The organism is Formosa sp. L2A11, assembly GCF_009796865.1.
In the GTDB taxonomy this organism is placed as follows: domain Bacteria; phylum Bacteroidota; class Bacteroidia; order Flavobacteriales; family Flavobacteriaceae; genus Formosa.
In genome coordinates, this window is the sequence record NZ_CP047028.1 from 1,744,241 (window position 1) to 1,769,454 (window position 25,214).

Annotated in this window: 14 protein-coding genes and 1 tRNA gene; 11 read left to right on the forward strand and 4 right to left on the reverse strand. The window is 32.2% G+C overall.

The genetic code is table 11. From position 1 onward, the window contains the following. Positions 1-39 precede the first annotated feature (39 nt). From ftsZ to GQR95_RS07595, 8 genes are all read left to right on the forward strand, one after another. Positions 40-2,031, forward strand: a complete 1,992-nt coding sequence (gene ftsZ / locus GQR95_RS07560) for a cell division protein FtsZ (protein WP_159022599.1) — start codon at positions 40-42, stop codon at positions 2,029-2,031. A gap of 96 nt (positions 2,032-2,127) precedes the next feature. Next, entirely contained in the window at positions 2,128-2,577 is a 450-nt protein-coding gene (locus GQR95_RS07565; RefSeq protein WP_159022600.1) for a GatB/YqeY domain-containing protein, read from the forward strand. A 44-nt stretch (positions 2,578-2,621) separates the two neighbouring features. Then, positions 2,622-2,695, forward strand: a tRNA-Arg gene (locus GQR95_RS07570). A gap of 229 nt (positions 2,696-2,924) precedes the next feature. After that, positions 2,925-5,075: a prolyl oligopeptidase family serine peptidase gene (locus GQR95_RS07575; RefSeq protein ID WP_159022601.1), complete on the forward strand. Its 2,151-nt coding sequence runs from the start codon at positions 2,925-2,927 to the stop codon at positions 5,073-5,075. Positions 5,076-5,743: 668 nt separating this feature from the next. Further along, positions 5,744-8,779: a TonB-dependent receptor gene (locus GQR95_RS07580; protein WP_159022602.1), complete on the forward strand. Its 3,036-nt coding sequence runs from the start codon at positions 5,744-5,746 to the stop codon at positions 8,777-8,779. A gap of 23 nt (positions 8,780-8,802) precedes the next feature. After that, on the forward strand, positions 8,803-10,335 hold the full coding sequence (locus tag GQR95_RS07585; RefSeq protein WP_159022603.1) for a RagB/SusD family nutrient uptake outer membrane protein: 1,533 nt from the start codon (positions 8,803-8,805) through the stop codon (positions 10,333-10,335). A 503-nt stretch (positions 10,336-10,838) separates the two neighbouring features. Continuing rightward, positions 10,839-12,092, forward strand: coding sequence for an Nramp family divalent metal transporter (locus GQR95_RS07590; RefSeq protein WP_159022604.1), 1,254 nt, complete (start codon positions 10,839-10,841; stop codon positions 12,090-12,092). A gap of 3 nt (positions 12,093-12,095) precedes the next feature. Next, entirely contained in the window at positions 12,096-13,187 is a 1,092-nt protein-coding gene (locus GQR95_RS07595; RefSeq protein WP_159022605.1) for a type I phosphomannose isomerase catalytic subunit, read from the forward strand. Positions 13,188-13,302: 115 nt separating this feature from the next. Here the strand turns inward: GQR95_RS07595 and GQR95_RS07600 are convergent, their stop codons facing one another. The 4 genes from GQR95_RS07600 to GQR95_RS07615 form a co-directional block, all read right to left on the reverse strand. Further along, positions 13,303-13,686, reverse strand: coding sequence for a DUF3037 domain-containing protein (locus GQR95_RS07600; RefSeq protein ID WP_159024253.1), 384 nt, complete (start codon positions 13,684-13,686; stop codon positions 13,303-13,305). Beyond that, complete coding sequence (locus tag GQR95_RS07605; RefSeq protein ID WP_159022606.1) at positions 13,673-14,458, reverse strand: HipA family kinase; 786 nt, start codon at positions 14,456-14,458, stop codon at positions 13,673-13,675. The genes GQR95_RS07600 and GQR95_RS07605 overlap by 14 nt, the downstream gene beginning before the upstream one ends. Positions 14,459-14,541: 83 nt before the next feature. After that, positions 14,542-16,839, reverse strand: coding sequence for a BamA/TamA family outer membrane protein (locus tag GQR95_RS07610; RefSeq protein ID WP_233266019.1), 2,298 nt, complete (start codon positions 16,837-16,839; stop codon positions 14,542-14,544). Positions 16,840-16,844: 5 nt separating this feature from the next. Then, a complete protein-coding gene (locus tag GQR95_RS07615; RefSeq protein ID WP_159022607.1) occupies positions 16,845-21,824 on the reverse strand; it encodes a translocation/assembly module TamB domain-containing protein in 4,980 nt (1,659 codons plus the stop codon). Positions 21,825-22,085: 261 nt separating this feature from the next. On the opposite strand from GQR95_RS07615, the gene GQR95_RS07620 reads away from it, so the two are divergent. The 3 genes from GQR95_RS07620 to GQR95_RS07630 all read left to right on the forward strand — a co-directional run bounded on the left by GQR95_RS07620 (position 22,086) and on the right by GQR95_RS07630 (position 25,209). After that, positions 22,086-22,424 carry a cupin domain-containing protein gene (locus GQR95_RS07620; protein ID WP_159022608.1) on the forward strand — a complete coding sequence of 113 codons (339 nt, stop codon included), beginning with the start codon at positions 22,086-22,088 and terminating at the stop codon, positions 22,422-22,424. A gap of 508 nt (positions 22,425-22,932) precedes the next feature. After that, positions 22,933-23,085 carry a hypothetical protein gene (locus tag GQR95_RS07625; protein ID WP_159022609.1) on the forward strand — a complete coding sequence of 51 codons (153 nt, stop codon included), beginning with the start codon at positions 22,933-22,935 and terminating at the stop codon, positions 23,083-23,085. Positions 23,086-23,409: 324 nt separating this feature from the next. Continuing rightward, a complete protein-coding gene (locus GQR95_RS07630) occupies positions 23,410-25,209 on the forward strand; it encodes a tetratricopeptide repeat-containing sensor histidine kinase (protein ID WP_159022610.1) in 1,800 nt (599 codons plus the stop codon). Positions 25,210-25,214: the final 5 nt, after the last annotated feature.

Sequence of the window (25,214 nt, forward strand, 5' to 3'; positions counted from 1 at the left end):
AAGACAAAAGTTAAGATTAAACCCAGTAAAAAAGAATTTATGAGCAGCAACAAAGAATTCGCAAGTATCTCATTTGATTTACCAAAGAACCAATCAAATGTAATTAAAGTTATTGGTGTTGGTGGTGGTGGTAGTAACGCTATCAACCACATGTTCCAACAAGGTATAAAAGGAGTAGATTTTGTAATCTGTAATACAGATGCACAAGCACTTCAAAACAGTGGCGTTCCAAATAAAATTCAGTTAGGATTAGATCTAACCGAAGGATTGGGAGCGGGAGCTAATCCTGAAATAGGGGCCCAATCTGCAATAGAAAGTCACGACGACTTAAAACGCATGTTGGATACCAATACAAAAATGATTTTTATAACTGCTGGAATGGGTGGTGGTACAGGTACTGGAGCTGCACCAATCATTGCTAAAATGGCAAAAGATTTAGATGTCTTAACTGTTGGTATTGTTACTATGCCTTTTCAATTTGAAGGTAAAATGCGTAACGAACAAGCTCAAAAAGGAATTGAAAAATTACGTAATGTAGTCGATTCTTTAATTGTGATTAATAACAATAAACTTCGTGAAGTTTACGGAAATCTTGGTTTTAAAGCAGGATTCTCTAAAGCAGATGAAGTGTTGGCTACTGCTGCTCGTGGTATAGCTGAAGTTATTACACATCACTACACACAAAACATTGATTTACGTGATGCCAAAACGGTATTAAGTAATAGTGGTTCTGCTATAATGGGGTCTTCAATTTCTTCTGGTCAAAACAGAGCGAAAGACGCTATTATGAAAGCTTTAGATTCTCCGTTATTAAACGATAATAAAATTCAAGGTGCCAAAAATGTATTGTTGCTAATTGTTTCTGGTGCACAAGAAATTACTATTGATGAGATTGGAGAAATTAACGATCATATCCAGAGTGAAGCTGGTCATGGTGCTAACATTATTATGGGTGTTGGTGAAGACGAATCTTTAGACGAGTCTATTGCTGTAACTATTATTGCTACTGGTTTTAATTTAGATCAGCAAGACGAAATTTCTAATACAGAGGCTAAAAAAGTAATTCACGCTTTAGAAGAAGAACAAAGCTTAGAGAAACAAGAGTCTAGTAAAGTAGATCGTGAGCCTGCTATTATTACACCCAGTATTGAATTAAATGTTGAAAAAGCTCCAGAAGTTGTAAGACATACTTTAGATATAAATGATTTAGAAGATTTTGATGCTCCTGTGAAAAAGGAAACACCAAAACCTGAAAACACTATGGATATCGTTCCAACTACTGAAGCTATAAAAAATATAGAAGTTAACCTAGATCAGTTTCCAGACTTAAACATAGATGCAAAAGACTTTGTTTTTACAGAAGTAAAAAATAATAAAGTTGATCCAGCACCGGTAGAAGACGAAGAAAAACAAATTACGTTAACCTTCGATATGCCATTACAACATGGTCAGAAAACAAATGTACCTCAAGACGAATCTAAAACGGTTATTAAACATGCTTTAGAAGATACAGATGCAGTTAAAAATGCACCAGTAAAAGAGTATGTAGAACTCGTAAACGTAACAGAATCTAGTAATAAAGGTGAAGTTAGATACGTACTTGATGACTATGAAGAGCAAGAGAAAAAAATAGCTGTTAAGCAAGACAAGAAGGTTGTAGAAGATGAGACGTTGAATAACTTTGATCAGGAAGTTAGTTTTATTAAAAAAGAGGCACCTGCAGAACCTGTAAAAGCGGCTCCGCAAACGCATTCAGAACCAATCGATCCTATGAATACGCCAATTTCAGAAATGCTTAAAGAGCGTGCAGCAGAACGTCGTAGAAAAATGAAAGATTTTAACTATAAATTCAATACATCAAAAATTGAAGAAATAGAGAAAGTTCCTGCTTACAAACGTCAAGGTGTAAGCTTAGATGAAACACAACATTCTTCAGAAAATAATATGTCTGGAACAAGCTTAAGTGTAGACGATAATAATGATATTCAGTTAAGAAGTAACAACTCATTCTTACACGATAATGTAGATTAATTTAATCGGAAAAATTAATTCACAATTTAGTTTTAAACCCAAAAACTCTATGAGCTTTTTGGGTTTTTCTTTTTATCTTAGCAAGAAATTTAAATAATGGGTTTACAACAAGATATCATGACTGCTATGAAGGCTGCCATGAAAGCAAAAGACCAAACAGCATTATCTGCTTTAAGAGCAGTAAAAGCTGAGTTATTATTAGCACAAACAGAAACAGGTTCTAAAGAAGAAATTACCGAAGAACATGAAATTCAAATTTTATCTAAATTAGTCAAGCAACGTAAGGATAGTGCGACTATTTATACCGAACAAAATCGATCTGATTTGGCAGAACCAGAACTAGCACAAGCAGAAGTTATTAGTCAGTTTTTACCAGAACAATTAAGTGAAGAAGCAATAGAAAAAGTAGTTGTAGATACTATTGCTAAAGTAGGCGCTGTTGGTATGAAAGATATGGGAAAAGTTATGGGTATTGTTAATAAAGAATTAGCAGGAAAAGCCGATGGTAAAACCATTTCAACTTTAGTTAAAAAGAACCTCGTTTAGGTTTAAAAATATAATTAATATATTCCTGTTTATGCAGGAATAATGGCTGCGTAGTTCAACTGGATAGAATATCAGATTTCGGCTCTGAGGGTTGGGGGTTCGAATCCCTTCGCGGTCACTTATAGTACTCTAAAAGACTATAGAAAAACCAAGCAAGTTTATTTACTCGCTTGGTTTTTTTATTTATATCAGTTTTTAATTAGATTATATATTGTTAGATAATATGTCTGATAACAAGTCAAATCGTTTAAATAGTAGATAATTAATTAGAAATAATACTTTACATTTCTTATTTTGTACATTTTATTTTTTGCCTTAAAATCAACCATTTCTAAACCTACCTATTTATGCCTAAATATTACCTGTCTTTCTTTTTATTTATTGTATTCTCTCACCTTTCATTCTCTCAAAAAAACTACGAGTATGTTTCTGCGCCTAAAGATGCCACACAAAATGTTTATTTTGATACCACAATAAGTGATCCGTACCAATGGATGGAAAATCCTCAAGATCCTAGATTACAAGTTTGGTTGGAAGCTGAAGAAAAAACGACGAGTAAAATAAAAAATAGATATTTAAAAACATTAGACTTAAAAGATCAACTATATGCCATGTATTATGGTGTTAAGAAAGAGAAAATTGAAGAGAATATAAAAAAAGACTCTTTAGGGGTAGATAAATATCAGTTTAAATATAAAACACAAAACACGGGGCGGTTTCCTAATTTGCTATTTCGTTTGTACGATAAGGGTAATTACTTAACATTGGTAGATGTAAAAAAATTGATGGATCACTCTGGAGACAATATAGCTGTTACAGGGTATAATGTTAATGAAGCGTACGATTTAGTTGCAGTTTCAATATCTCGTAACGGAAGTGATTGGCATGAGTTACTTTTTTACAACTTAAAAAACGGACAACAATTTCATAATACTTTAAAATTTGTAAGATCTGGGACAACTATTGTTTGGGATAAAATGAATTTGTATTACGATAGATACGATGAGCCTGCTGCAGGTCGGGAGTTATTAGATAAAGCTCAGGGACAGAAAATGTATTTTCATAAATTTGGAAATGAGCAAGAACAAGATAAACTGTTATATGTAAATACATCAGGTGTAGATCAGGAGTTTAGTTTTTTCGAGATGAAAGATCGGTTGTATTTTTACAGTACTTTTAAACATAAAAATACATTGTATAAAACACTTTCTGTAGCAGATAAGGATTCTTCTTCACTTTATCTTAAGAAATTTTTGGTGTATCCTAATAATTCAAAAGACCAGGTGTCTATAGAAGTTGCTTTTGGAGATAAAGTATTATTGAAAACAAATTGGGGAGCACCTAATGGACGTGTGCTTTTAGCAGATATAAACGAACCTAATAAACCTATAGAACTTGTTCCTGAATACGATGTGCCTTTGCGAGATGTAAATAAGTTAGGAAAAGATATGTTTGTTTGTATCTATAAAAATGGAAATAGAGATTTGGCTTTGTTTTTTAATTTAGAAGGAAAATTACTTAATAAAATAGATTTTCCTGAAGGAAAGAAAGTAAACTATTTATATGAAGATAATGAAGATGCTAAACACACTACTTTTTGTGTGTCTTCTTTTTACCATCCTAATCTTTGGTATCAATTAAATTTAGAGAAATTAACATTCGAACCCATAAGATCTGTGTCTGTGCCTTACGAGCCAGAGTCTTTAGAAACCAGATGTGTAACTTATAAATCTAAGGATGGTACAGAAATCCCGATGTATATTACCTGTCTTAAAAAAACAAAATTAAATGGAGAAAACCCTACGTTGCTTTATGGCTACGGGGGCTATGGTACAACTGTAGAACCTAATTTTGATGAGTCTAAAGTGTTGTGGTTGTTACATGGTGGTATACTTGCTGTACCTAATGTTAGAGGAGGCGGTGCTGGTGGATCTGAATGGGGAGAAGCAGGTAGACGATTAAAGAAACAAAACGGAATAGACGATTTTATAGCTGCGGGAGAGTATCTTATTAGTCAAAATTATACAAGTAAAGAACATTTAGGAAGTAACGGAAGATCTCATGGGGGTTTATTAGTTAGTGCTGCAGGAATACAGCGTCCAGATTTGTTTAAAGCTGTAATCGCAGAGGCTGGTCCGTATGATATGTTACGTTTTGGAAAATTTACAGTTGGATCTGCAAAAGGTAATATTAACGAGTTTGGTGATGCTTCAAATTTAGAAGATTTTAATAATTTAAAATCATACTCACCTCTGCATAATATAAAGGCAGGAGTTGAATATCCTAATTTTTTATTAATGACAGGCGCTAGTGACGACAGGGTTCCGCCTTTACATACATATAAATTTTTAGCAACACTTCAAGAAAAAGCAAGTCCAGAGTCTATGTCTATTATGTATGTAACTCCTGGTGCAGGTCATGGAGGTGCATTAACATTTCAAGATTGGTTAGATGCGACCTTGTATAAATATGCTTTTTTATATGGTCTTTTAAATTAAAAATGCCCTTTTAAGCTATATCAAATTTCTTTATTATAGGATTAGTGAATGGCTAGCCAAATGATTTTCAATTTTTCAATTGAATTACTGTTTGTTTTATTCAAATTATTCTTCACCTAATAAAACTTATTTAGTGAAAAGAAATGCCTATTCAAAAAGTAAAAATGATAATTTTTTGATGAATTATCATTTTTTATTTTGCCTTACAATTTATAACTATAAAAATACTTAGTTCTGTAAGTCTGTCTTAATATATTCGATCTCTTTAGGAAAAAATGAAAAACATTAAGAAAGATCATATTTGTAAGTGAAAAATGTTAAAATCCCTCTTTTTAAGGGGGACTTTTTTTTGTTAATATCTCTCTTTTTCGGTTACTACAAGGTTTTCGTAAATCGTGTTTTTCTTGAATTTATGTAAAATCCTACACTAATTTGTAGTCCTTGTAATTGTATTAATGTAAATTAATGAGCCTTATTTTGTTAAATTATGATTTTTTTGGGGGTAAATTTATATTTCTTACAAAATACCTATGGTTTTAACGCAATAATAACATATATTAGCATTGTCAAATTGGTAAACCAATCTAGATAACCAATCTAGACTGCTAATTTGGTTAATCTTTATTGATTATTTAAAGAAGTATTTTTTTAACAAAAACAAATTACAAATGAATTTAAAAACTAAACTAACTTTAATGCTAGTATTGATATTCAATATATCATTATTTGCACAAGACGGATATCAATTATCCGGGACAGTAACAGACGAGGGCAACATGCCCATTCCTGGTGTTAATGTACTTGTGGTAGGGACTACAAGAGGAGCTGCTACAGATTTTGATGGTAAATTCTTATTAGACGTTAATTCAGGAGACGTACTTCAGATTTCTTATGTAGGTTACATTAAGCAAATAGTTACAATTACAGATCAACAAACACTTAATATAACATTAGCAGAAGATGCTGCAGAACTTGATGAGGTTGTCGTTGTTGGTTACGGATCACAAAAAAAGAGTGATATTACAGGAGCTGTATCTTCAGTTAAATCTGCAGATTTAACAGCGTTTCCTGTATTAAACGCAGAACAAGCACTTCAAGGGCGTGCTGCTGGTGTTGTTGTTCAATCTAATAATGGTGGTGAGCCAGGTGCTCCTATTAGTATTAAGATTAGAGGTAATACTTCTATTAATGCAAGTAGTTCTCCTCTTATAGTTGTCGATGGTTTTGTTGGAGCTTCAATGCCTCAAGCAAACGACATTCAATCTATGGAAGTTTTAAAAGATGCTTCTGCAACAGCTATCTACGGATCTAGAGGATCTAACGGTGTTGTTTTAGTAACAACTAAAAAAGGTAAAAGTGGTAAATTGGTAGTAGAACTTAATTCTACTTATGCTATTAACTCTATTTCTAACGAATTAGATATATTAAATGCAGATGAATTTGCAGATTACCAAAATCAAATCAGAACAAATAATGGTGTGTCTTCTGCTTATAATCAAGGAGATTCAGATACAGATTGGCAAGATTTAATTTACAGATCTGGTAGTACTCAAAATCACCAGCTTTCTTTTTCAGGTGGTTCAGAAAAAATTAATTTTTATGCATCTGCTAACTATTTCAAGCAGGAAGGTATTTTAATTAATTCAGATTTCGAAAGAGCTACATTTTTAACTAACGTAGATGCTCAAGTTACAGACAAATTAAAATTAGGAATGAATCTTTTTGGAAGTAGAGGAACTAAAAATGGTGCCGCTACACAATCTAATGGTTCAGTGTCTGCTGGTGGTGACGACGTTATTACATTAGCAATGCGTTATGCTCCAGACCAAGGTGTTTATAATGAAGATGGAACTTATAACTATGGTAACACAGTAGGAGATCCAGTAGACAACCCATATGCAGTTGCTAAAGAAAGAATAGATGAAACTAAAGCAGACGATTTTAGAGCAAACTTCTACGCAAACTACGATATCTTAGAAAACCTTACGTTTAAAACTACATTTGGTTTAAGTACAGAAAACTCAACTCGTGGTATTTACTTACCATCTGTGTTAACGCAAACAGCTGGTGGAGATAATGGTAGAGCATCTGTAGAAACAGATAGAGAAACTAGTGTATTAAGTGAAAACTATTTAACATATACTAAAGAGATTGGAAAAGGTAACTTAACAGTATTAGCAGGTTATTCTTATCAAAAAACAGTAAATGAAAATTTCTATACTGAAGCAACAGGATTTATATCAGATAGTTTTTCTTACTATGGTTTAAGTTCAGCAACAAATGTATTAACTCCAGATTCTTCTATCTCTACAGTAGAAATTCAATCTCAATTTGGTAGATTAAATTACGATTGGGACGATAAGTACTTAATTACTGCTACAGTAAGACGTGATGGTGCTTCTAACTTTGCTGAAAACGAAAAATATGCAATCTTCCCTTCAGGAGCTTTAGGTTGGAAATTATCTAACGAAGATTTCTTAAAAGATAGCGAAACAATATCTAACTTAAAATTAAGAGCGAGTTATGGTGTAACTGGTAACCCTTCTATTGGAGCTTACGAGTCTTTAGCTAGATTTGAAACACTTTACGCTTCAAGTAATGGTGAAACCGTAAGTGCTATTACTCCAGAACAAGCTGCTAACCCAGATTTAAAATGGGAGTCTTCTTACCAAGCTAACTTTGGTGTTGATGTCGCTTTCTTAAATAACAGAATATCTTTCTCTGTAGATTATTATAATATAGATACTAAAGATTTAATTTTAACAGATAACACGATTACTGAATACTTAGGGTATACAGGAGATGATATCTTAGCAAACATTGGTGAAATTAACAACAGAGGTTTTGAATTCGCTATTAACACTAGAAACATTACTAACGATAATTTTAGCTGGTCTACAGATTTCAACATTGCATTTAATAAAAACGAAGTTGTAAACTTAGCAAACGGAGCAGATTTATTCTTCGATGCAACACCAAGTTACTGGAGTCATGATAGAAGTTATGTGTTAAGAGAAGGTGAAGAAGTTGGTTTATTCTGGGGGTATGAGTACGAAGGTGTTTACCAAGGAAATGATTTACCAGAAGGTACAGCAACTTTATCAGGTGGTGTAGCAGGAGATCCTTTATTTGCAGATTTAGATGGAAGTGGAGATATTACTTCAGCAGATAGAACTACTATTGGTAATCCTAATCCTGATTTTACATTCGGATTTACAAACAACTTTAGCTACAAAAACTTCGATATGAGTATTTTCTTCCAAGGTTCTCAAGGAGGTGATATTTTCAACTTAACAGACTCTCAATTAACTAACGGAGATGCTAATACAACTAAAAAGTATTACAACAATGCTTGGACATCTACAAACACAGATACTAACGATCCAAGAGTAGGAAACAATAGTAACAGAGAAGTATCTTCTCGTTTTGTTGAAGACGGAAGTTATATCAGATTAAAAAACATTGCAATTGGGTATAACTTACCTAGTGATGTTATAGAGAAATTCGGTTTAGAAGCATTAAGATTTTCAGTTAGTGCACAAAACTTATTAACATTTACTAGTTATTCAGGTTTAGACCCTGAAGTAAACTACTACGGTCGTGGAGGAGATAATAATACATCTGCTAACACAGCTCAAGGATTTGACTTTGGAAATTATCCAACAGTAAAATCTGTAAACTTTAGTCTTAACTTGAAATTTTAATAAATAATTTAAAAAGAAACACAATGAAAATATATAAATATTTATTCTTATTCTTGGTAAGTATATCAATTGTAGGATGTTCAGATTTAGAGGAAGAACCGGTAGGCTTACTAGCTCCAGAAGGTTTCTTTCAAACAACAAGTGATATTGAAACAGCTGTTAATGGATCTTTAACACATGCCATTAACGAAAAATTCTGGGGAAGAAAATTATCAATAGCCTTAATGTTACGTTCAGATATGGTAAGTCTTGCTTCTAACGAAACTAGAAGGGCAGAAATGAATGAGTTTACTACTTTAGCAAGTAACGGTATGATTAGCGAATTTTGGCCAAAAACATACCAAGGTATTGCAGCGGCTAACCAAGCCATTTCAGGAGCAGAAGATGTAGATGTAGACGAATCTATTAAAAACCCAGTAACAGCTCAAGCGTATTTTGCAAGAGCATTTTATTACTTTCATTTAGTAAGATTATTTGGAGATGTTCCTTACATTAGTGAACCAATCACAGATATTGATGCAGCAACATCTATTAGTAGAACTCCAGCTTCTGAAGTTTACGATAATATTATTGCAGATTTAGAATTTGCTAAAACATGGTTGCCAGATACACAATCATCTAGAGCAACTCCTTCTAAAGCAGCTGCTAGTTCTTATTTAGCGTTAGTGTATTTAACATTAGGAGAATACCAAAAAGCATACGATGAGTCTACTGAAGTTATTGCTAATGCAGGAACATATAATTTAGCTTTAGACTCTAATTTCCAAAACTTATTTGATGGAGAAGCTATTGATAATTCATTAGAGCCAATATTTGCTCTAGATTATAATAACTTTGAGGCAGAAGATAACGCTTACGATCAAGTTGCACCAATGACAGGAATTAGAGGAGACGACAGAAACCTAGGTGGTGGATGGTCTGTAGCCGTACCTACACTTGCAGTATATACAACTTGGGACGAAGGAGATTACAGAAGAGCCGTTAGTTTAGACGATAGAGCTTCTATTAATGGTACTATTGTAGACTACACAGATTTTGATATTAGCGGACACGAATTTGCTAAAAACAATCCGTACATCGCTAAGTTTATGCGTTACCCAGGACCTTTTGCTCGTGCAAATGCTAGAGCAACTAGTCTTAACTATTCTATGATTCGTTATGCTGAAGTATTATTAATCGCAGCAGAATCTGCAGTAGAATTAGGAAATAATGCAGATGCTCTTATGTATGTAAATCAAGTAAGAGCTAGAGCAAGAATGGGTGGAGATACTAAAACTGGAGCAGATGAAGAATACACATTTCCAGCTAGTGCAGTACCAGCAGATCTTACAGGAACAGTTACTATTGACGATATTTTAGAAGAACGTAAATTAGAATTTGCTTTTGAAAGTATTAGATGGTATGATATTGTAAGAAGACAAATTGGAGATGATGTCTTTGGAGAAGATGGATTAGAAGGCAAAAAAGAGTTCTTTACTGCTGAGGATTATTTATTACCATTACCAGAAGATGAATTAGAAAGAAATACAAACTTAACTCAGAACCCTGGGTACTAATTAATACTGTTTAGTATAGGCATGGCGTTAAAGGCTAAGTTTATTATAAAGAAAAATACTGGTCTAATATTTAGATCAGTATTTTTTTTGTTTTAAAACAGTTAGCTTTTTTTTGTATAAAACGTGCTTTAGTATTTCAAATCGTGGTGTTTTCTAAAAGGTTGTATTTGTAATAAAAATCTTTCTTATTAATCTTTAGCATTTAACTATTAAATGCCTAAATTTATTGAGTCTAGATGCTATTAATGTCAGTAACCGTGGCTGTTAATTTGTTTTTTGTCTAATTTTCAGGTTATTATGTGATAATATGTCAATTCGTGTTTATTACATGTTTCTAATTTGATTTAAAAACAGAAAAAAGTATCTAGTATTTAACTAAAACTAAACTCTAAAACTACTAATAACAAATGGCATCGAATCAATTATGATTAAAACGGAAATCAATAAATAAGGCGTTTATTTAAATAAAAGAATAAGTATTAATTATATAAAAAATTAAAATTATGAAACAAACCTTTCGAAGTAAGTTTTCTAAATGGATAGCCCTATTTCTGCCTGGTATTTTTTTACTTGGTCTAAATATAGGTACAGGTAGCGTAACTACTATGGCAAAGGCAGGAGCTGATTATGGGATGTCACTTCTTTGGACTATTATAGCCTCTTGTTTAACAACTTTTTTTATGATAAACTTGTATGGTAAATATACTTTAGTAACAGGAGAAACAGCCTTGCAAGCCTTTAGGAAACATATACATCCAGGCGTTGGAATATTTTTTATAATTGCATTAACCATAGGTGTCTGTGGGAGTGTTATGGGAGTAATGGGAATTGTAGCAGATATTTGTTATGAATGGTCTAAAAGTGCAGTTGATGGAGGTATTTCTCCAATATATTTTGCAGTTTCCTTTATTCTAATGGTGTATTATATTTTTTGGAATGGAAAAACACAGTTTTTTGAAAGAGCATTGGCTGTAATTGTAGCAATTATGTCTGCAAGCTTTCTGCTTAACTTTTTTATTATGATGCCTCCGCCAATGGAAATTATTAAGGGGCTTATACCAAATGTGCCTAAAAGTTTAGATACAGATAAAAGTCCTTTTTTAATAATAGCTTCTCTAGTAGGAACAACCGTTTTCTCAGGGTTATTTATTATTAGAACGACTTTAGTTAAAGAAGCTGGTTGGAAAATAACTGATTTAAAAAAACAAAGAACAGATGCTGTTGTATCTGTAACGTTAATGTTTGTTATTAGTGCCTCTATAATGGCTGCGGCTGCAGGCACGCTTTATGCGGAAGGTGTTGGACTAACTAATGCTTCTCAGATGATTGGATTATTAGAGCCGTTAGCAGGTCGTTTTGCAGCATCTGTATTTGCTGTAGGAATAATTTCTGCTGGTGTGTCTTCACAATTTCCAAATATCTTAATGTTACCTTGGTTATTATGTGATTATAATAACTCTAAAAGAAATATGACATTGCCAAAATATAGGGTAATGGTACTTTTAATTTCATTGTTAGGTTTAGTAGTACCCGTGTTTAACGCTCAACCTGTATTTGTAATGGTTGTTTCTCAAGTTTTTAATGCAGTTATATTACCTGTTACTGTTTTAAGTATTTTATACTTAAGTAATAGAGTAGATTTAATGGGAAAATATAAAAACAAACGAATAGAAAATGTTTTTTTAGCATTAATTTTGTTATTCTCAATATATACTTCTTACGTTGGAATTACAGGAGTTATTCAACTTATAAATTAGATTATGGATAAATTACAAAAATATGCACATATGCCTTTAAAACAACTTCAAAATAGAGTTTGGAGAACGTATGAAGGTGGAGCATTGATTGATAGATGGAAAAAAACGACTCCTGAAATAGATGGAAGCATGCCCGAAGAATGGATTATGTCTGCCGTTACAGCACGTGGAAATAATAGACCAGAAGATGAAGGATTGTCGCTTATTGAAACAGAAGAAGGAACATTTCCTTTAAAAGAATTAATTAATTCTGATTTAGAATTATACTTAGGAAAAACACTTGCCGATAAATTTGGAACAACGGGCGTTCTTATTAAAATGTTAGATTCTAAAGAACGTTTAACCGTGCAGGTTCACCCTGATAAGGAATATGCAAGAACCGTTTTTAATTCTGAATTTGGTAAAACAGAATCTTGGTACGTTTTGAATACGCGTGAAATAGACGGCGAAAAAAGCGTTGTTTATATGGGATTCAAAAAACATGTGACTAGAGAAGAGTGGAAAGAACACTTCGATAATCAGAACATTCAAGGGATGTTAGATTGTTTACATAAAATTGAAGTTAAACCAGGAGATGCGTTCATGATTTATGGCGGTGTGCCACATGCGATTGGTGCAGGATGTTTCTTAATGGAGGTTCAAGAACCTACAGACTACACGATGCGTGTAGAGAAAACAACACCAAACGGATTAACAATCGGGCCAGAACTTATTCATCAAGGTGTTGGTGAAGAAAAAATGCTAGAGTGTTTTCATTACGATAATTACACTTTAGACGAAGCGCTTGAAGCTTGGAAAATTACGCCAGAAGTTTTAGAAAGTTCAGACGCATTTACGTTAAGAACCTTATTCAATAAAAAGCATACTAATTGTTTTGGTTTAAGTGAATTGCTTTTAGACGGAAGTCATACCATTAAAGGAACATCTTGTTTCTATGTTGCCGTTATTTATTCTGGTGAAGGCACAATGGTTTGTAATGGAAAAGAATATACGTACAGTCAAGGTGATGAAATATTCATATCTGCTGCAATTTCAGAACTGACATTTAAATCTAATGAGGCTTCGAAAATATTATTATGTTACCCACCAAACTAGATTGTTTTAGTCTGATAAAAACGACTAGAATACTATAAATTTATATATAGAAAAAGGCTTCATGTTTTCGTGTTCGAAAATATTGAAGCCTTTTATATTTTAATAAATACTAGAATTACAACACCAATTCTTTAAATAAGCGTTGAGATGTCTTTTCAAGATCGTGACACATGCCTGGATGAGGTCTAGAGGTTTGTATTGCCGAACTTCTAATGGCTGTTAACCATCTAAATCGTGATGGAATATCCATGAGCGCTATCGGACTCTTTTTACACGCTCCATTTGCTATAGTTGCAAAAGCTGTCATGTTTAGTTCTAATTGATCAGTATCAAAATCTTCAGAAAACAGTTTTATTTTTTCAGTAGGAATCTGGTGTAAAACCGTAATAAATTTAGATTGTTTACTAAAAAGAATGATTCCAATATTTATAAATTCTTCGCGTTCTAATCTCGGAACCACGCGAATTACTGCATATTCGTATAGTTTAAGATCTGGCATGTTCAATTTCATTTACAAAAATTTCTGAATGGGCTAAACGTGTATTTAAAAAGTTGAAGTAAACCTCACGAATGGCTTCAGGAGAACTGTCTACGTCTTCCCATTGCAGCCATTCATCTGGAATAGTGCTTACGATGTGTTTTAATATTTCGGGTGTTAAAAGCGCTTTAAATTCGGAGTCTATTGTTTTTATTTGAGACGCTTGTGGTAATAACACATGGTCTTTAATTAACTTAAACGGACTCTTAGCAGATTGTTCCCAGTTACTCCAAGAATGATGAAAATATAAGCATGCACCATGATCTATTAACCACAGTTCTTTATGCCACATTAACATATTTGTGTTTTTAAACGTACGGTCTACATTGGTTATAAATGCATCTAACCATACGATTTTAGAAGCTAAAGTTTCATCTACAATCGTAACTGCGGGATCGAAAGTGATTGAGCCTGATAAAAAATGTAAAGCGAGATTTAAACCTTGGCTACCTTGTAGTAAATCCTGAATTTCTTCATCGGCTTCTGTGCGTCCAAAGGCTTCATCTAAATGTGCAAAAACCAATTCTGGTAATTGTAATTTTAAGGCCTTTGCTATTTGTCCGCCAATAAGCTCTGCAATTAATGCTTTTGTTCCGTGTCCTGCACCTTTAAACTTTAAGACGTACTTAAAATCGTCGTCAGCTTCTGCCAATGCAGGGAGCGAACCGCCTTCTCTTAAGGCCATCATATAACGTGTTACGTTTACATGTCTTAACTCAAAATTGTTTGTCATACGTTTAATACTAGGCTGTAAATTTAGTAATTAGTTTCTGCATTGTTTTATAAGTTTTACCCAATTCCATAGTGTGAAATGGTTTAAAACGGATAACCAATAGCGAAGTTAAAGGTGGTTTCTTTATACTGAAAATCGTAACGCTCACCTTCTTCAAGACTCGGATCGTGAACTGGGGTTGCAAAATCAAAACGAATTACAAAACCTTGAACATCTACACGAAGTCCGACACCAACACCAATTCCAAATTCATTAATAAAATCTGAACTGAATTTTCCGCCAGGAGTATCTTCAATTTCTGTAGAATTCCATACGTTTCCAGCATCTGCAAACAAAGCACCTTTAAAGTATGAAAATAACGGAAAACGATATTCTACATTGGCTTCAAGTCTAATGTTACCGGTTTGGTCTAAATAATAATCGTCGTCTGTGTTGTCTTCACTTACATATGTTCCTGGTCCTAAAGATCGCACACTAAATGCACGCACACTGTTTGGTCCTCCAGAATAGTATTGTTTTATGTAAGGAAGGTACTCTGAGTTTCCATAAGGGATTCCATACCCTGCAAATAATCTTGTAGCTAGTGTTTTTTCATTTTTAAAGTTAAAATGATAGCGTAAATCAATATCTGCTTTTACATATTGAGCGTATTCTAATCCTAAAAAAGTTTGTGTTTCGTTGCTGTCTTTAGAATCGAATAAGCTTAAACCATTTCCAGCTATATCTAAATTTATGTTAGTGTAAAATTGAATCTTTTTTGATGCATCTACCATTTCATTATAGGTAAAAGAATAGTTTAATCCGGCAATAAACTGTTGTTCGAAACTTTGTTCTAAATAAGAATTTTCATCAAGAATTTCTTCAAACTCATCAGAGGTGTTTATTAAATTATTGTAGTTTATGGAAATGGGATTTATATTATGTGTTGTATACTTATTGGCATTCCATGAATACCCAAACTCTGCTGTTCCAGACAATAATGTATATAATTCTGTACGACTTAAATAATCTACTCCTAAACTTACTTTTGTTTTAGGTATGGAATACTCAAAGAAATCATCGTTAATCTTTATAGGGAAAATCACTCTAGGAAACGTCATTTCGGACTTTATACCTAAAGACGTATTACTAATAGTATTACCGCTTCCCATTTGGAGTTCGTACCCTAAACTGGTACTAAGACTTAGAATCTCTCCACCTTTAAAAACATTTCTGTTGTTGTAAGAGAATTCCAAAGCAGGACCCGCAAAATTATTAGATTTTGTTACTGCTTGTAGTTCTGCCGTTAGAGATCTTTTATTAAGCGGCGATAAGTAAATATTGGCATCTAACACTCTAGAACTATCGGTTAATGTACTATCTCTTTCGTCGTATTGTATGTTTACAAATTTATAAGTCCCAATTGTAGATAAACGTCTTGCTGTATTTCTTGAGGCTCTTGGATTGTATAGTTCTCCTTCGTTAAGGGTAATAAACGGATCTAAATGTTTGGTCTTAAAAAACTCCTCGTCTTGTATGTAGTTTTTTTCATTAAAGCGTGTAGACTTCTGTTCTACACTATCTTTTTTAATATCGTAATCTGTATGGATATTAATGCTTCCAATTTTATAAGGTTTTATAGCTTCTTCAGGAACAGTGGATTTTAATCTTAAATACAAATCGAACGTTCTGTTTTTATAACGTGTTGTATCTGCTTCAAAAATTAAAAATTCAGAATTAAAATTATAATAGCCTGCATTTTTCAAATCGGCATCTATACGTAAGCGTTCCGTTTTTAGAAAGTCTAAATCAAAACGGATTCCGGGTTTAAATTCGGTGTTTGCAACACTCTTTTTGATTTCTGAAAAAATAGGGGCAGGTAAAGAATCTACCTGATAAGTTCCCATCTTATAAGGTTGTTTTATTTGTACTTCGTATGCTGCAGTTGCTTTTTTATCCACCTCATTTTCTATAATGTCTGATGATGAGCTGCTGTAAAAGAAACCATGATTTTCTAATTTATTAACAAGAATGTCTTCAACTTCAAAAGTTTCTATAGCCGATTGATAAACGGGTTCTTCTCCGATTTTTTTATATAACCAACGGTTAATAAATCCGGGTTTTTCTTTCTGGTTTTTATAGTAATAATATAAGCCTAGATACATGCCTAAAACTTTAGAATTAGGCTCTGGACTAATCGTAGACTTTAATTCTGCTTTAAGCTCAGATTCGTTTTCTACAATAGAATCTGTTTTAATTTTTAAAGTTGCTCCTGTATATAATAATTCGTCTTCAGGAATATGTTTTACAATACTACAGGCCTGAAAAAGAATAATAAATAAGAGCGCAAACGTAAATTTGCAGTATGTTAATAGAGTGTTTATGTTGAATTTATTTTTCAAAATCTTTATTTCGTTGTTTCCAGTGGTTCATTATCTTCTTTCTCGTGGCCTTGTCTGCGTCTGTCTTGAGATTTTTCTTTTTCAGAATTAATTAATGCAGACCATAATTCTTCAAACTTGTTGAATTCTTTTGTAAAAATTAAAGCCAATCCGCTGACGATGGTTTGCCCATCTATAACCGATTCGTATTCATTTTTTTGAAATGCTTTTAATCTGTATTTTCCGCTAGGTGTAATTAAATATTCTAAACTCACATCTCCAATTAGTGGTGTTTCTTCTCCGGAAGCACTACTACCTTCTATATCTACATCGCTACCTACACGTACAATAACACGATCGTTAAAGAGTTTTTTCTGTGCTGCTACTTCTAATTGTGTACGCTGTTGCGAGGTGTCTCCCTGATAATCTGTAAAGCTGTTTAGTCCGAAATCTAATTCTACACTAGAGCTTCCTAATAATTTATCTGAAAACATATTAAGCTGATCTGAAATGGCATCGTTTAAATTATCTCTGGCTATAGAGGCAAAACCACCGCTACTACCGTCGCTTCCGGATTCTGGATAAAACTGATTCATAACGAGTAGAGAGAATACCTGACGATTTAATTCGCCTTCTTGCTGATTAACCTGTTGTAAACGCCCATATACTTGTCCGCTTACAGCTCCTTGTTCTTCTTCTGGCATATCCAGATTAAAAGAGATTCTTGGATGCATAAGTTCCCCGTCTACATTTAAATAGACTTGAAAAGGTAAGGTTTGTTTAAATTGATTTTGTGTTGAACTGCTAGAACCTGAAATTTGTGCAGCCATTAAAGAAGACGCTGAAGTTTCTACATTATATAATGCCTGAACATTTAAATTGGCATCAAACGGATTTCCAGACCAGGTCACTTGACTACCGGAAACCAATTCGAATTTACGTTTTACAAGCTGATACAAACTCATTTCGTAATGTCCGCTAGACACGGTGTAAACACCAGCTAAATTCATCTGGCCATTAGTATCCATTTTAAAGATAAATTTCCCTTTACCAGAAGTTGTAAAATTATCTCCTGTATTTTTATCAATAATTAAGGTTGCTTTGGTGTCTTTTGGTATTGAAAAATCAGCGTTAACATCAAAGCCTGTCACGTTTGTAACATCTTCTTGGGTTCTTGTTAAAATAGCATCTGGATTATCTCGATTCACAAAAAGTAGAACACCATCTCTATCTTCTATATTTACTGTAGAAGACGGCATAACATACGTAATATCTGTTTTAGGATTTACACTTGCTTTAATATTAATAATAGGAATATTTAAATCGCCTTTAATCGTTCCTTGAGCTCTAAATGCAAGGAAACCATATAACATATCGTTATCTTTTTTTGTTGCATTTAAAACTTGAAAGTCGTCAGCATTTATTTTTAAATCGAATTTCGGATTTGTTAACGATTCTGTATCTATAAAACCACCAAGGACTAAATTGTTTTCGTTTTCATCTTTAATAGTGAAATCGGTCATGCGAATACCCGAATTGTCTATGCTTAGTGTTTCGTTTGGTAATTCAAAATAACTATTAAGTTTAGTCGCTTTAAAACGCGATTTGTTAAACACAATATCGCCGCTATATTGTGGCGCATCTAAAGCACCATTAATTTCAAAATGTCCATTAAAAGATCCTGTCGCATCTGTAATTTCGCCTAAAGATAATCCTTCAAGTGCTTTTGTTTTAAATTCATTTATATCTACAACTGCATTAATATTAGAGTTGGTTTCTGAAGCTGTATAATCTCCTGTTATATCCAAATCTACATCACCTTCTTTAGTAGCCAAGCTAAAATTGTATCGGGCACTGCTTTCAGAATCACCTTGTAAGGTTAGTGTTCCAAAATTGGTGTTTAATATGTTAAATTGACTTATAGATAAATCTGCTAAATACCCACGATTGCTAAATGGATTTTGTACTGTAAAACTACCATTTAAAACGCCTTTTGCTAATTCCTGCTCTGGGTTTAGATAGGTTAAAAATTCGTTGAGATTAAACCCGTCGAAGTTTATAGATATATCATTAGTTTCTGTTTCAGTAGCCTCACCATTGGTGATGGAAATAGATTGATTGGCTTTTGAGAAATTAACATTATTAAAGATAATGCTGTCGTCTCCGTAAGTGATTAAATTGTCGTTAGGAATTTCCCAGGCCGATTTATTTACAATAAAATTATCTGGTAAAATATGAACTGTAAAGTTATCGTCTTCTTTTTTAATTTTAGATTTTAATTGCATTAACACAGCTTCGCCATCGTACGCATACATATTTAAATCTAATTCTTTATCTAACACATCTCCATTAAATTGGGTGCGCTTTAAATAGATTGGACCGGCTTTAATGGCTTTAAAACCAAAGTCGAATTTAAACGTATTGGGGTCGGAATTAAATGTGAATGCTAAGCTGTCAATTTCGTTTCCTCCGTAGTTAATATGTGGTGCTAGCATTTTTGCATCTAAGAGTTTTTTAGATGAATTAAAATCGACTGCAATATCTACTGTGTCAATATTCTTTAAATTAGGAAGGAATAAGTCGGTTAAAATCGGATCGTCACTAAGCTTTCCTTTAAATTGTAAACGAACAGGTTTATTAGTTTCCGTTTGTATAGAATCTGAAGTAAAATAACTAGAAATATGCTGTTCTAAAGCTTTACTAAAAGTTTGCGGATTGGCATTAGACGCTAGTTCTAAATTCAATAATTTATTGGTAACGCTAACAAAAGTAGAGTCTGTATCTACATGGGCATTAGCAACTAGGTCGCCAAGTAAATAGGTTTTATTGTCGTAAACAATAGTCCCTTCATCTACAGCGCTTGTAAGGTCAAAATTATCTGCATTTCCTTTAAAATTGGCAGTTAGATTTAATCTTGCACGAATGTCTTTGTTTACAACACCTAAAGCAAGTAAATCGACTCCAATAATATTTAAATTAGCATTAACTTCTGGAGAAATACTATCTAAAATAACATGTGTTTGTAGTTCTGCATTTATATTCTTGTCTTTGTAATTAGAACTAATATCTCCAACTCCGTTTTCAATCTCTCCGTTAATAGGAAGGTTTATAATTTCGTAATTTTTCATTTTAAAATTAGAAATCATAGCTTCTAATTTTGCATCTAAAGTATTAATGTTTTTACCACTTCCGCTGGCTTTTAGCGATAGACTGAGCGCGCCTAATTCTTCGTTTAATAAGAGTTCGTTAAGTTTAAACTCTTCAATAGTTAAATCGGTTGTAAAAGCGAGTCCGTTTATATCTGTATAGGTAGCATTCAGGTTTGCCACACCTTGCGAGGTATTTAATTTGGCTTTGGTCTTTAGGTTGTTAACAGTGCCTTTTAAAGTTGCTTGTAAAGCAATGTCTTTTGGAAGGTTTATACCTAAGTCTGTTTCGTTTATAAATTTAAGTACATCTGTTTTTATCGTTTCTGCTATAAAATTTGAGATGTTGAATTTGAGTAGATCAGGATCTGTTGCATTTTCAATGACTCCCGATGCAGACATACGTGTGGCTTGCCCCCAATTCACTTTAGTGTTTTCTAAGGTTATAGCAGATACATAACCATTCGCATAAATTTGTCCAGTAATTAACTTCTGACTTAAACTATCTACATACGGATTTGTTTTTAAATCCGGTTCAAAACGATAGGCATCTGCGACATCTAATTGAATAACGGGGAGTTTTAAATCTAATTTTGAAGTTTCAGGAGCTTGTATTAAAGCAGACATGGTTGAAAAATCTAAACGCGTTTTACCTTGAATTTTATTGTTATTTAAAGCTACTTTTAAATCTTCTACATTCAGCATATTATCTGTTACAGCAAACCTTAATTCGCCTTGTTTAAGATGTAATCCTGAACCTTCTATAAAAGAAAAAGTCTTTAGATTTAAACCTGCTGTTTTATCTTGAAGATAAATGTCTTGGATATTTAAATTGAAATTAGTTAAAACGATAGCATTTGCGTTAAAGTTGTTTGCTATGGGTTTTGCCTCGTTAACTGTATATTGTATGGCATTCTGTTCCAAATCTACTTTATTAATTTTAACCTTTAAGTCTGGCCAAGAAAATGTAGATGTAGTCGTTTCAATAGTATCTATTTCAGTAGATGTAGCAGTTGTTAAAACTGCAATTTCTGAGTTTTTAAGTCCAATTTCATCAATGTCAAATTTATCTTTAGGTAAATCGATGGTTGCCTCTTCAATATAGAAATCTGAAATATTGGTACGCAGTGTCATACCATCTGCAATAGCGTTGTAATCTACTTTTACGTTTTCAATTTTAAAATCGTCTATATAAAGGTAAGGTAACGTTGTAGCCGTGGTGTCTGCAGATGGTGGAGTAGGAGCTTGCCTGTAGGTAATGTCTGAATTAGAAATTAAAGCTTCTGAGACTCTAAAATCCATAGCATCTAAATCGAAGGTATCAAATTCTAAATCGAGTATGCCTAATTTTGTCTTACTTTCTATTCCAAGCACATCATCATTAAAATCGATGTCAAAATCTTTAAGATGAATGTCGCCAACTATAATTTTTAACGGATCACTTTCTGCTTCCGGTTCTGGAACAGCAAGTGTATCTGTAGAGGCAAAAGCATCAATTAAGAATTGAAAGTTATAACCACTTATAGAGTCTTTTCTAACAATATTTGCTCGTAACCCTTCCCAATTTAAAGTTTCGATACCAATTCCTTTTCCTGTAATTGCTGGCCATAGTGGTAAGTTTGTTTTTACAGATTTAGAATATATTAAAGTGTCTCCTTTAGTATTTTCTAAATACAATCCTTTTAATTTAATATCGCCTCCAAACGTAATGTAAAGGTTCTCAATTTCTACTTTAGTATGGGTTTTGTTAGACACAAATGAAGTGGCATAATCTACTATAATATTTTGTCCCCAAGGACTTCTTATAAATAGAATAATGATTAGAAGTAAGACAAAAACGAAAATGAATATGTTTCTCAAGATTTTAAAAATCTTAAGCTTTTTAGTGGGCTTATTAGGTGTATGTGTGTCTTCCAAAGTCAGTATTAAATCGGGCTAAAATATTATAATTAATCTATTTAAATTAACTCTAAAAAAATCAATTTTGAATCAAATGTAATCATTCTGCTGTATCAACTTTAAAATGCCTTAAAAGATGTAATTATATTAACATTTTATTGTTGATTTTTAATGTTTTAGTCAATAAACAGACGTAAATTTATAGTACTTAAAACAAACATTATGATTTCAACTAATTTATATAATAATTTAGAATTTAACGATGATAAGCCTGCAGTAAGTGTGCTTTTACAAACAGCTTTTAGTAAAGAAATTCGCGTGTTACTAAAAAAAGGACAGTCTATGAAAGAACATAAAGCTCCAAAACCTATTGTTATAGAAATTTTTGAAGGCGAAATAGATTTTGGAGTAGAAGGGACTACACATACTTTGAAAAAAGGAGATCTTTTAACCCTGGACTCCAATGTGCCACATGATTTATTTGCAAAAATTGATAGTATTGTGCGTTTAACGCTGTCTATTCAAGATTCTGTAGAGCGTGTTGAACATGTAATAGAATAAATTTTTAGTATTTAATACGCTTATTTAAAGATTTAGTGTCTTTTTATAAGCCGATTAAGATTTTATAATTCAGGAATAAGATGTATTTAGTGTTATGCTACTACATCTTATTCTTCTTCTTTTATAAAAACATCCCCTTTTTCTTCTCGTTGAAAGATATCTCATGATGTTTTTTCTAAAATAACTTTCAATAATAATTCTTCTAAAACTTGTTTTTTGTAGTCTTTTACGTCGTTTCTCGAGTAAAAACGACTTCAAATGTTAAAATTTAGTGTATTACGTCGATAAATGGTGCTTTTTAACGAGTCTTAATTAGGTTTTTATAAGAAAAATACTATATATTTGGATGTAACTAATTGGTAATGTAGTGATTAGTCCGGTACGGGATAGGTGCGTCTTGTCCATTGGTTATAAAATTAAAGTTTTTTTGAGACGATTTGTCTTTATGAAAATTAAAATAGAACGATAATAAATAAAATAATAAACCAACAACCTAAAAATTAAACTTATGAAATTCTTAAAAATTACTTTATTCGCTTTTGTATTATTTGGATCTTTAACAGCTTGTGTTAATGAAGAATTAGATGATGATGTGTTAGTAGCACCTGATAATGTTGAATCAACAACCTTTACCGGTGGTGGTATTGACGAAAGAGATTAGTCTGAAATATTTTAATTTAAAGCCCTTATCTATACGGATAAGGGCTTTTTGTATTGTGAAAAACGGAAAAATATAGATACATTTGAGACTATTAAGATAAATTACTCAATTATTCTAAAGAAACTTTTAATCTGCGTTAGTATTGTTTACAGCTTGCAAAGTATTGCTCAAGCCAAACAAATAGACACTATATCTTTACTGTTAGATAAAGTGTCTAATACAAATGATTATAGCTATAACGATCGTTTTTTATTCAGTAAGAAAGCGAGTAGATTAGCTCATGAATTCCGGGTTGATTCTCTAATTTTGAAGAGTGAGATTCAGATGGCTGATTTATTTTTAGAAGAGAAGCAGTTTGATTTGTTCTTAAAAATGAATAAATATAATTTGCAGTTAGCAAAACGGTTAGGGGATTCTACTTCTATGGGTCATATTTATTCGTATCGAGGTAATTATTTTTATAATCGAGCATCAGACAGTGCTTTTTTTTATTATCACAGAGCAGAGAAAATTTTTCATAAAATAAATGATGGGTATAATAGGGCTGTAATGTTGCTTAATATTGCCATTATTCAAAAAAATGAAAAAGATTTTATTGGTAGTGAAGTCTCCTCTTTTGAAGGGATTAAAATATTAGATTCCTTTCCTGCGCAATATAAAATAATTAGAAAAAAAGCTTTTTTGTATAATAATTTGGGTCTAGTTTACGATCAATTAGATCAGTTTGAAGATGCTATAGAGTATCATAATAAGTCATTGTCATTAAAGAAAAAATTAGAAGGGAATAATAAATCTACCATAAATAATTCTTTAAATAATTTGGCTTTAGCCTATAAGAATTCTGGGAATTATAATATTGCATTATCGTATTATCAAGATATTTTAAGCGACAGTAATCTAAGGCATGATCGTCCTGGATTCTATGCTTTGGTACTCGATAATTATGCCCATACACGCTATTTAAATAATATTGAAGACGAACTTCCAGAGTTATATTTAAGAGCCTTAAATATTTGCGATTCTATAGGCGATTCTTACAACTCTATTGTAATTAATCAGCACTTAGCCCAGTATTTTTATGATAAAAATAAAATAGATTCTGCTAAATTTTACGCATATACAGCACGAGACATTTCAACACAATATCATAACGACGATTTATTAAAGTCACTTTTACTATTGGCAAGAATAGAAACCGATAGTATGGCTGTTAAGCATTATGATACTTATATTCATTTAAACGATAGTCTTCAAAAAATAGAACGTGCCATTAGAAATAAATTTACTAGAATTAGTTATGAGACTAATGATTTAGAACTTAAAAACGAAAAAATAACAAGAGAGAGACTCTTATTTATGTTTTTATCATTAGTATTACTTGTGTCGTCCTTTCTTATTTTTATTATCGTATCTCAACGAAGTAAAAATAAATCATTACAATTTAAACAAAAACAGCAACAAGCTAACGAAGATATTTATAACTTAATGCTTTCTCAACAAGATAAGATTGATGAAGCGAGAACATTAGAAAAACGTAGAATATCAGAAGAATTACACGATGGTATTTTAGGTAGGCTTTTTGGGACACGTTTAAGTTTGGATAGTTTAAATGCTAGTAAAACAGACGATGCTATTAAAACTAGAAGTAATTATATAGACGAATTAAAAGAAATTGAATTAGAAATAAGAAAAGTATCTCATGATTTAAATATCGATTTTGTAGCCAATTCTAGTTATATAGATATTGTTAAAGAATTACTTGAAAAACAATCTTCTGCTTATAATTTAATTTGTAATTTAAAGTACGAAGATAAAATTAATTGGGATGATGTCTCAAATAAGATAAAAATTCATTATTATAGAATAATTCAAGAATCATTGCAAAATACATGGAAACATGCCGAGACAAGTCAGGTTTATATCGATTTTTACACTAAACATGGAGAAATTTGCTTAGAGATTTTTGATGATGGTAAAGGTTTTGATTTTTCTAAATCTAAGCGAGGTATTGGTTTAAAAAATATAACTTCCAGAGTGAACGATATAGAAGGATTTTTACTTATTAAAACGGATGTAAATGAGGGGACTAAATTAATTATTCAGACCCCGATTTATAATAATTAAACACA

Excerpts from the sequence above, each read along its gene's own strand:
- GQR95_RS07575 (WP_159022601.1), top strand. The coding sequence starts at position 2,925 with ATGCCTAAATATTACCTGTCTTTCTTTTTATTTATTGTATTCTCTCAC.
- GQR95_RS07605 (WP_159022606.1), bottom strand. The coding sequence starts at position 14,458 with ATGACAAACAATTTTGAGTTAAGACATGTAAACGTAACACGTTATATG.
- GQR95_RS07600 (WP_159024253.1), bottom strand. The coding sequence starts at position 13,686 with ATGCCAGATCTTAAACTATACGAATATGCAGTAATTCGCGTGGTTCCG.
- GQR95_RS07585 (WP_159022603.1), top strand. The coding sequence starts at position 8,803 with ATGAAAATATATAAATATTTATTCTTATTCTTGGTAAGTATATCAATT.
- GQR95_RS07625 (WP_159022609.1), top strand. The coding sequence starts at position 22,933 with ATGAAATTCTTAAAAATTACTTTATTCGCTTTTGTATTATTTGGATCT.
- ftsZ (WP_159022599.1), top strand. The coding sequence starts at position 40 with ATGAGCAGCAACAAAGAATTCGCAAGTATCTCATTTGATTTACCAAAG.
- GQR95_RS07590 (WP_159022604.1), top strand. The coding sequence starts at position 10,839 with ATGAAACAAACCTTTCGAAGTAAGTTTTCTAAATGGATAGCCCTATTT.
- GQR95_RS07630 (WP_159022610.1), top strand. The coding sequence starts at position 23,410 with ATGGCTGATTTATTTTTAGAAGAGAAGCAGTTTGATTTGTTCTTAAAA.
- GQR95_RS07565 (WP_159022600.1), top strand. The coding sequence starts at position 2,128 with ATGGGTTTACAACAAGATATCATGACTGCTATGAAGGCTGCCATGAAA.
- GQR95_RS07595 (WP_159022605.1), top strand. The coding sequence starts at position 12,096 with ATGGATAAATTACAAAAATATGCACATATGCCTTTAAAACAACTTCAA.
- GQR95_RS07580 (WP_159022602.1), top strand. The coding sequence starts at position 5,744 with ATGAATTTAAAAACTAAACTAACTTTAATGCTAGTATTGATATTCAAT.
- GQR95_RS07620 (WP_159022608.1), top strand. The coding sequence starts at position 22,086 with ATGATTTCAACTAATTTATATAATAATTTAGAATTTAACGATGATAAG.